This is a genomic window from Planomonospora algeriensis (genome assembly GCF_977012225.1).
The window spans coordinates 1-8881 of sequence record NZ_CDRNDK010000271.1 but is presented as its reverse complement, the minus strand read 5'-3'; the positions used below and the strand labels follow the sequence as shown (position 1 = coordinate 8881).

The window sequence follows — 8881 nt, the reverse complement described above, 5'->3', positions numbered from 1 at the left end:
CGGGGGCGGCCCTTCTTTCGTCCCCGGGTGTTCTCGGGTTTCCGGGCGGTCGGGATGGCGGTTCCGGACCGACGCCGGCCTTTCCTCGTTCGCCGGGTCTCTTCCCGGCTTCCCGGGACCCTCTCCACGTGATTAGGGTCCCGCCCCGGAGGACGGGACCCGAAAAGCGATCAGCGATCGGTCAGGGCGTGATGAACAGCGCGTCCCCGATGGTCCGTTCCCGGCCGTCGGAGGGCCGATTGACGACCTTGTGGCCGACGACCATCGCGGTCGAGCCGCCGCCGTCGAAGTTGATGGCCTGCTTGGCGCCCAGCCAGCGCATGATCTGCGCGGCCTCCACCATCGAGGCGCCGACGGAGACGCCCGGGTTGCGGCCGTCGACCGTGACCAGGATCAGTCCGCCCGACTTGTTGACGCCGACGATCGTGCGCGGGTGGCGCCGGAGCATCATGTTGACCGAGGCATGCCCGTCGGCCGCCGCGCTGATCCTGACCCGGCCGTTCCTGAGCAGGCCGACTCCGCCGCCCATCACGTACGTCTGGGGGGTGAGCCGTACGGCCCTTCCCGTCCTCAGGTCTACGACCTTGGTGTCGAGCTTCATGGTCCAGGTCTCCCAGGCGTGCTCGTGCAGCCAGTCGGCCATGACGCCGGTGCCGTGGAGGACGTAGTGCCCGCGGGGGACGACGCCGCCGGCGCGCGGGCCTTCACGATCCTGCCCTGGGCGTCGACGACGACCTCGGCGCCGCCGTCCGTGGCGGTCTTGGCGCCGAACTCCTCGGTGTAGAGGACGAGCTCGTCCGCGGCGGCGGCCCTGTTGACCCCCTTGACCTCGACCTTCGTCCCGTCGGAGGAGACCGCGGTGACCGCCGAGCGCAGTTCGGTGATCCAGGCCTTCCTGCCGGTGATGACGAGCGCGCTCCGGCCCGGCGTCCCCTCGCTGAGGAGCTTCCCGCCCACCACCGATACGCCCACGGGGTCGCCCTGGAGCGCCTTGGCGGTGTGGATGTTGAAGAACCCGCCGTTGACGCCCGCGATGGCCTTGTTGAGCTTGGACATCGAGGAGGTGGTCTCGCGCTTGGCCACGCTGGTGCCGACGCTGGTCCGGTAGGAGCCCTTGAAGACCTTCGGGTCGACCATCACCACCCGCATGTCCCACGGGCCGGTGGTCTGGTCGCCGTCGTCACCGAGGAAGTCGGTCTTGGCGCGGATCCCGGCGGCCTTGAGCTCCTTGACCACCTTGTCGGCCTTGGCCCGCTGCTTGAACGTCCACAGCCCGATCCGCACCATGTACCGCTCCACGGGGGGAGCGTCCGCGGCGGCGGGCTGCACGATCCTCAGGACACTCGGGGTGAAACCGGCCGCCTCGGCCTCGGCCGCCTTCGCCTGGGCGGTGGCCAGCGAGCCGTTGTCGTGCCCGTTGGGCATCAGCAGGGAGACGGTCCATCCCTGGGTGGGCGTGCCGTGCGTCACGCTGAAGAGGTCGACCCCGGGGGCCACCGCACGCTGGTTCTTGATCGGCGCCCCGGGCTCGCCGAGCGGGAACGCCGAGGAGGGGAAGGACGTCCCCGCCTGCTCGGCTTCCGCTGGAATCGCCGTGGCCGTGATCGCCACGGCCGCGAGCCCGGCGATGAGACGTCGTGACATGTATATCTCCCCCTTGGTGACCTGACTTCGGTGCACCATGGTGCCGAGATCTACCTGTCAATGACGGTGAAACACGCGAAACAGGCTGAGAAAGTGATGTTTCTGGTATGAGATCATCTGCGTTCGCGTCATCGCCGGGCGATGCGGGACGACGCCGAGGTCTCAGGAGCGTGGGACGTCCCGGCGGAAGGACTCCAGCGCCAGCAGCGCGACGTGGAGGGAGAGGCAGGTCTCGACGTCGTCCAGATCGGCGTCGAGGATGCGCTCCAGGCGGCGGAGCCGGTCGTAGAAGGCGGGCCGGGACAGGTGGGCCTTCTGCGCCGCGACCGCCTTGTTGCGCCCGGAGTCCAGGTAGACGCGGAGGATCCGGGCCAGGTCGCCGCCGCGCTGGGCGTCGTGGGTCAGGAGTGGGCCGAGCTCGCGCTCGGCGAAGGTCTGCAGCCGGGCGTCGTCGCGCAGCAGATGGAGCAGGCCGCGCAGGTGCAGGTCGGGCAGGCGGTAGAAGGCCCGCCCGTCGGGCTGCCGGACGGCGACGTCGGCGACCTGCTCGGCCTCGAGGAAGCTGCGCCGTACGTCGCGGACGGTTTCGACGACCGAGCCGGCGGCGAGCACGAACGGGGCGGCGAAGGCGGCGCGCAGGCGGTCGGAGAGAGCGGTCAGCGTGGGCTCGGCCAGGGCGCGCGGGGGCAGGGGGAGCAGGACGCCGACGCGGTTCTGGTCCAGGGCGCCGACCAGGGCGGGGAAGCGGGCGGCGCGGCAGGCTCCGGCGGCGGCGTCGGCGAGTTCGACGAGCCTGGCGAGTTGCTCAGGGCCGTCCGAGGGGTTCTCGGGCGACTCGGCGAGGCGGAGCACCACGCTGATCAGCTTGCGGCCGGTGAGCGGTACGCCGACCGCGCGGGCGCGGGCCGCGGCCTCGTCGGGATCGGCGTAGGCGTGGCTGAGGATGCCGGAGATGATCGTGCCGTGCGCCTGCCGTTCCAAGGACTCCTGGTGCCGCTCCAGCAGGCGGCCCAGGGCCAGCGTGATCGCGGCGCGCTCGGCGAGCACGATGTCACGGGGGCCCGGCTCGGCCTCGCAGAGCAGCATCAGCCGGCCCCAGTCCTGGCCCCGGGCGCCGACCATGGTGACCAGCCAGCCGGAGGCGGTGTCGTAGGAGGTGCGCTGATCGGAGACGACGGCGCGGGACCGGCTCTCCCAGCTGGACAGCAGCGTGCGGGTGTCCTGCCCGGCGGACTCGCAGGCGAGCACCTGGTGGGCGAGGTTCTCGAGCAGTACCGGGCGGCCGGAGAGCCGGGAGACCTGCGCGAGGATCTCCGCGGGGGAGGCGCCCTCGACGGAGAGGGCGGTGAAGACCTCGTGGAGCTGTTCCGAGGCGCGCAGCTCCTCCAGCTGGCGGTCGATGATCCGGGCGTGCACCGACTCGGTGATCTGCACGAACGGGGTCTCGCGGGCCAGCGTGACCAGCGGCAGGCCGTGCTCCTCGGCTGCGGCGACCACGGGCCGGGGGAGTTCCCCGATGAACTTGCGGCCCAGCTCCACGATCAGCCCGGCCGCGCCGACGGCCGCCAGGCCGGTGATGTAGCCGGTGAGCTTGTCCGGGTCGTCGGGCAGGGCGATGCCGGTGGTGAGCACCAGTTCGCCGCCGCGCAGCAGGTGGGCGATGTCGGTGACCTCGCCGACGTGGACCCAGCGCACCCGCGTGTCCAGCCGGTCGGCTCCCGCGACGACCCGGGGATTCCCCCGGCGGACGGTGTCCAGGGCGAGCACATCGGCGATGGTGGGCAGCACTCACCGAGAATAACCGATCAATGTGTAAATATGTCTGCTTGGTGTTTTACGTTACGTCAACTACTCGCCGCCGGTCTCGGTGAGTGAGCCCGGGTTCCGTGCCAGCCGGGCCTTCATCCCGTCGAGCAGGCAGGTGAGGCCGAAGTCGAAGCTGATCGCGCGGGTGACGTCCGCGTCGTGGTCACGGTACCGCTCGTGGCGGCTGATGAGGTCGGGGTGGTCGCGGGCCGCCCGGCGCACGGTCTCGTGCATGGCGTCCACCAGTTCTTCGCCGTTCAGCCCGGAGCGGTCGGTCATGGCCTGCCAGGCGATCTCGGGCGCGGTCGCGCCGAGGACGTAGGAGAGCAGGGCGGCGCTCGCGTAGTCCGGTTCCAGGCCGGTGAAGCCGGCCCGTTCGAAGGCGGTCGCCATGAAGGCCGCCCGGCGTATCGCGTTGGGGCCGAGGGCCGGCCTGGTGCTGATGAGGGAGATCGCCCAGGGGTGCTTGAAGAGCGCCTCGCGCAGGCCGTACGCGAAGACCGTGACGGCGTCCTGCCAGCCGACGACCTCCGGATCGGGTAGCGGGACCTCGCCGTAGACCTCGTCCATGACGAGTTCGAGCAGCTCGTCCTTGTGGGCCACGTGCCAGTAGATGCTGGTGGCGCCCGAGCCGAGTCTCGCGCCCAGGCGGCGCATGCTCAGCGCGTCGACGCCCTCGGCGTCGAGCAGTTCCATCGCGGCGCGGACGATCTGCTCGCGGCTGAGCGTCGGGCTCTTGGAGGTCCTGGGCTCGCGGGTCCAGACCGAGTCGATGGGCTGATGCACCCTTCCAGCATAAATGCACTCGCACACCGTACGAGATTCGTCGTACAGTGTGCGAGTGGAATCGAACACTGTACGAGAAGAGCGTGATCCGCGGCGCTGGTGGATCCTCGGGGTCCTGTGCCTGAGCCTGCTGGTCCTGGTCGTGGACAACACCGTCCTGAACCTGGCGATCCCGTCCCTGATGACCGACCTCGGCGCGGGACCGGCGGACATCCAGTGGATCCTGGACGCCTACATCCTGGTCTTCGCCGGTCTGCTGCTCACCGCGGGCAGCCTCTCCGACCGGTACGGCCGCAAACGCTTCCTGATCATCGGCCTGGTCCTGTTCGGCGGGGCCTCGCTGGTGGCCGTGGTGGTCACCGAGCCCTGGCAGCTCATCGCGGCCCGCGCGCTGATGGGCGTCGGCGGCTCCATCCTGATGCCGAGCACGCTGTCGATCCTGATCACCGTCTTCGACGAGGGTGAGCGCCGCAAGGCCATCGCGGCGTGGAGCGCGGTGGCGATGGTCGGCGTGATCGCCGGTCCCACGCTGGGCGGTTTCCTGCTGGAGCACTACTGGTGGGGATCGATCTTCCTGCTCAACGTGCCCGTCGCGATCGTGGCCGGCGCGGCGGCGGTCGTGCTGATGCCCGAGTCGCGCGGCCCGGCGCGGCGGCTCGACCCGGCCGGGTGGTCCTGTCCACCACGGGCATGAGCGCGCTGGTCTTCGTGGTCATCTCCCTGCCGTCCGAGGGGCTGACGGGAGGGCCGGTGCCGGCCGCCGCGGCGCTGGCCGTGCTCGCGCTCGGCGCCTTCGTGCTCTGGGAGCGGCGCTCGGACCATCCCATGCTCCCGCTGGAGCTCTTCCGCGACCGGAACTTCAGCGGAGCCTCGTTCTCGATCGTGCTGATGTCGTTCGGCACGGGCGCGCTGCTGCTGATGCTCACCCAGTACCTGCAGTTCGTGCTGGGCTACGACCCCATGAAGGCGGGGCTCGCGCTGCTGCCGTACGCGGTGGCCGCGGCGCTGTTCAACGCGGTCGGCGCCGGATTGGGGCAGAAAGTCAGCAACCGGGTGCTCATCGCGGTCGGTCTGGGCGTCATGGGCCTCGGATTCGGCGTGCTCGCCTTCCTGACCGCCGGCAGCGGGTACGGCATGCTGATCGCCGGCCTGATGGTCATGGGGGTCGGCGGCGGCCTCGCGGGGCCGGCGGCCTACGCGACCCTGATGGGCGCGGTGCCGCCCGCTCACGCGGGAGTCGGTTCGGCGCTGAACGACACCGTCCAGCAGGTCGGCATGGCGCTGAGCGTCGCCGTGCTCGGCAGCGTGCTCGCCGGGGTCTACACCTCGTCGATGCCCGCCGGGGCGCCGGCCGCCGCCCGCGAGTCCATCGCGGGCGCCGGCCTGCTGGGGGACCCGGAGCTGATGGGGGCCGCGCGGGAGGCGTTCGTCTCGGCCATGTCCTTCGGCTCATGGGTGGGCATCGGGTTCTGCGTCGCGGCCGCGGCCCTGGCCCTGGCGGTGATCCGGCCCGCGCCGAGGGCGGGGGCCGGGGCTGAGGCGGAGAGGGAGGAGCAGGGGGTGGGCGCGGGGTTTACACCCTGACGGGCGACCGCCGATTTTTCCGACAGTCTGCCGATAGGAGAGGTGAGCGCGGGCAGGGATACTCGATGCATGTCGGACCTTCTCGCGCGTCACCGGGCGGTCATGCCCAACTGGCTGGCCCTCTACTACAACGAGCCCATCGAGATCGTCGGCGGCAAGGGCAACCGGGTCGTCGACGCGTCGGGGAAGACCTACCTGGACTTCTTCGCGGGCATCCTGACCAACATGATCGGCTACGACGTGCCTGAGGTGCGCGAGGCCGTCGAGCGGCAGCTCGCCACCGGCGTGGTGCACACCTCCACCGTCTACCTGCTCCGCGGCCAGGTCGAGCTGGCCGAGAAGATCGCCCGGCTCTCCGGTATCGAGGACGCGAAGGTCTTCTTCACCAACTCCGGCACCGAGGCGAACGAGACGGCGCTGCTGCTGGCCACCTACGCGCGCGGGTCCGACCAGGTGCTCGCCATGCGGCAGAGCTACCACGGCCGCAGCTTCGGCGCGATCGGCGTGACGGGCAACCGGGCGTGGAAGAACAACTCGCTCTCGCCGCTGAACGTGCACTTCCTGCACGGCGCGGACCGGCACCTCGCCCAGTTCCGCGGCATGTCGGACGCCGACTACATCGCCGCCTGCGTCGAGGATCTGCGCCACGTGCTCGCCACCGCCGCCGCCGGCGACGTCGCCGCGCTGATCGCCGAGCCGATCCAGGGCGTGGGCGGGTTCACCATGGCGCCCGACGGATTGTTCGCGGCCTACAAGGAGGTCCTGGACGCCGAGGGGATCCTGTTCATCTCCGACGAGGTGCAGACCGGCTGGGGCCGTACCGGCTCGGCCTTCTTCGGCATCCAGAACCACGGCGTCACGCCGGACATGATGACCTTCGCCAAGGGCCTCGGCAACGGCTTCGCGGTGGGCGGCGTCGTCGCCCGGGGCGAGTTGATGGACGCCCTGCACGCGACCGGCCTGGCCACCTTCGGAGGCAACCCGATCTCCATGGCCGCGGCCAACGCGACCCTCGACTACGTGCTCGACCACGACCTGCAGGCGAACGCGGCCCGGACCGGCACACTGATCATCGACGGCCTGCGCGAGGCCGCGACACGCCTGCCGATCGTCGGGGACGTGCGCGGCAAGGGCCTGATGTTCGCCGTCGAGCTGGTCGACCCGGCGACCGGCGCGCCCGCCCCGGCGCTCGCGGCCCGGTTCATGGAGGAGACCAGGAAGGCGGGCCTGCTCGCGGGCAAGGGCGGCCTGTACGGCAACGTGCTGCGCATGGCCCCGCCGCTCACCCTGACCGCGGAGGAGGCCGCCGAGGGCCTCGGGATCGTGGTCGCCGCGCTCGAGACCGTCGACGCGGAGGTCGCCGCGCCGTAGGCGCACCGGCAGGACGCCGCACGCCGGTACGCGGGAGCGCCGTACCGGGCAGGCGTGCGGGAGGCATCGCGCCGCAGGGCGCGGAAGAAGCGTGCCGCAGGGCGCGGAAGAAGCGTGCCGCGGGTGCGCAGGGAGCGCAGGATCGTGAAGAACGTCACCCATTGGATCAACGGAACCGCAGTCGCGGGCACCGGCCGCACGGCGGAGGTCTTCGACCCGGCCAGGGGGGAGGTCGCCGGGCGGGTACGGCTCGCCACGGCCGCCGAGGTCGACGCGGCCGTGGCCGCGGCCGCGGCGGCCTACCCCGGCTGGCGGGACACCTCGCTGGTGAGGCGGTCGCAGGTGCTGTTCCGCTTCCGCGAGCTGGTCCGCGCCCATCGCGACGAGCTCGCCGCGCTGATCAGCGCCGAGCACGGCAAGGTGCACTCCGACGCGCTGGGCGAGGTCGCCCGAGGACTGGAGGTCGTGGAGTTCGCCTGCGGCATCCCGCACCTGCTCAAGGGCGGCTTCTCCGAGGGCGTCTCCACGCGGGTCGACTCCTACTCGATCCGCCAGCCGCTGGGCGTGGTCGCCGGGATCACCCCGTTCAACTTCCCGGCCATGGTCCCGATGTGGATGTTCCCGGTCGCGATCGCCTGCGGCAACACGTTCGTGCTCAAGCCCTCGGAGCGGGATCCGTCGGCCTCGCTGCTGCTGGCCCGCCTCTGGGCGGAGGCGGGACTGCCGGACGGGGTCTTCAACGTGGTCCAGGGCGACAAGGAGGCGGTGGACCGGCTGCTGGAGCACCCGGACGTCAAGGCCGTCTCGTTCGTCGGCTCGACCCCGATCGCCCGCTACGTCTACGAGCGGGGATCCGCCGCGGGCAAGCGGGTCCAGGCGCTCGGCGGGGCCAAGAACCACATGCTGGTCCTGCCCGACGCCGACCTCGACCTCGTCGCGGACTCCGCGGTCTCGGCGGGCTTCGGCTCGGCAGGCGAGCGCTGCATGGCGATCTCCGTCGTGCTGGCCGTGGATCCGATCGGCGACGAGCTCGTGGAGAAGATCGTCTCCCGGGTGGAGGAGCTGACCGTCGGCCCCGGTGACGACCCCCGCTCCGAGATGGGCCCGCTGATCACCGCCGCTCACCGCGACAAGGTGGTCTCCTACCTGGAGGCGGGTGCCGCCGAGGGTGCGAAGCTGGTGGTGGACGGCAGGCGGACCCCGGTCCTCGGCGGCGGCGCGGCGGCGGAGACGCCCGGCTTCTGGCTCGGCCCCACCGTCTTCGACCACGTCCCGCCCGGCTCCCGGGTGCACACCGAGGAGATCTTCGGCCCGGTCCTGGCGGTGGTGCGGGTCTCCTCCTACGAGGAGGGCCTGGCGCTGATCAACGGCGGCGAGTACGGCAACGGCACCGCGATCTTCACCAACGACGGCGGCGCCGCCCGGCGCTTCCAGAACGAGGTGGAGGTCGGCATGGTCGGCATCAACGTGCCGATCCCGGTGCCGATGGCGTTCTACGGCTTCGGCGGCTGGAAGGCCTCGCTCTTCGGGGACACGCACGTGCACGGCACCGAGGGGGTGCACTTCTACACCCGGGGCAAGGTCGTCACGTCGCGCTGGCTCGACCCGAGCCACGGCGGGGTCAACCTCGGCTTCCCGACCAACGCGTAGCCCTCCCGGGCCCGCCGCGGCCGCCCCCGCCCGCCGGGGA

The 8881-nt window shown here is 71.4% G+C and carries 8 protein-coding genes; 4 read left to right on the top strand and 4 right to left on the bottom strand.

All coding sequences use genetic code 11. The annotated features are described in order from the left end of the window. Positions 1–181 precede the first annotated feature (181 nt). From ACWJ6R_RS24005 to ACWJ6R_RS23990, 4 genes are all read right to left on the bottom strand, one after another. Entirely contained in the window at positions 182–643 is a 462-nt protein-coding gene (locus tag ACWJ6R_RS24005; RefSeq protein ID WP_449064396.1) for a phosphodiester glycosidase family protein, read from the bottom strand. Further along, on the bottom strand, positions 598–1644 hold the full coding sequence (locus ACWJ6R_RS24000; protein WP_449064395.1) for an SPOR domain-containing protein: 1047 nt from the start codon (positions 1642–1644) through the stop codon (positions 598–600). The genes ACWJ6R_RS24005 and ACWJ6R_RS24000 overlap by 46 nt, the downstream gene beginning before the upstream one ends. A gap of 162 nt (positions 1645–1806) precedes the next feature. After that, positions 1807–3432: a PucR family transcriptional regulator gene (locus ACWJ6R_RS23995; protein ID WP_449064394.1), complete on the bottom strand. Its 1626-nt coding sequence runs from the start codon at positions 3430–3432 to the stop codon at positions 1807–1809. A 60-nt stretch (positions 3433–3492) separates the two neighbouring features. Beyond that, positions 3493–4236: a TetR/AcrR family transcriptional regulator C-terminal domain-containing protein gene (locus ACWJ6R_RS23990; RefSeq protein ID WP_449064393.1), complete on the bottom strand. Its 744-nt coding sequence runs from the start codon at positions 4234–4236 to the stop codon at positions 3493–3495. Between the two features lie 55 nt (positions 4237–4291). Here ACWJ6R_RS23990 and ACWJ6R_RS23985 point away from each other — a divergent pair, with 55 nt between their 5' ends. The 4 genes from ACWJ6R_RS23985 to ACWJ6R_RS23970 all read left to right on the top strand — a co-directional run bounded on the left by ACWJ6R_RS23985 (position 4292) and on the right by ACWJ6R_RS23970 (position 8841). After that, positions 4292–4930 (top strand): MFS transporter, encoded by a 639-nt coding sequence (locus ACWJ6R_RS23985; protein ID WP_449064392.1) that lies wholly within the window; start codon positions 4292–4294, stop codon positions 4928–4930. Then, complete coding sequence (locus ACWJ6R_RS23980; protein WP_449064391.1) at positions 4906–5820, top strand: MFS transporter; 915 nt, start codon at positions 4906–4908, stop codon at positions 5818–5820. The genes ACWJ6R_RS23985 and ACWJ6R_RS23980 overlap by 25 nt, the downstream gene beginning before the upstream one ends. A gap of 69 nt (positions 5821–5889) precedes the next feature. Continuing rightward, positions 5890–7191 carry an aspartate aminotransferase family protein gene (locus ACWJ6R_RS23975; protein WP_449064390.1) on the top strand — a complete coding sequence of 434 codons (1302 nt, stop codon included), beginning with the start codon at positions 5890–5892 and terminating at the stop codon, positions 7189–7191. 141 nt (positions 7192–7332) lie between these two features. Next, positions 7333–8841 carry a CoA-acylating methylmalonate-semialdehyde dehydrogenase gene (locus tag ACWJ6R_RS23970; RefSeq protein ID WP_449064397.1) on the top strand — a complete coding sequence of 503 codons (1509 nt, stop codon included), beginning with the start codon at positions 7333–7335 and terminating at the stop codon, positions 8839–8841. Positions 8842–8881 lie beyond the last annotated feature (40 nt).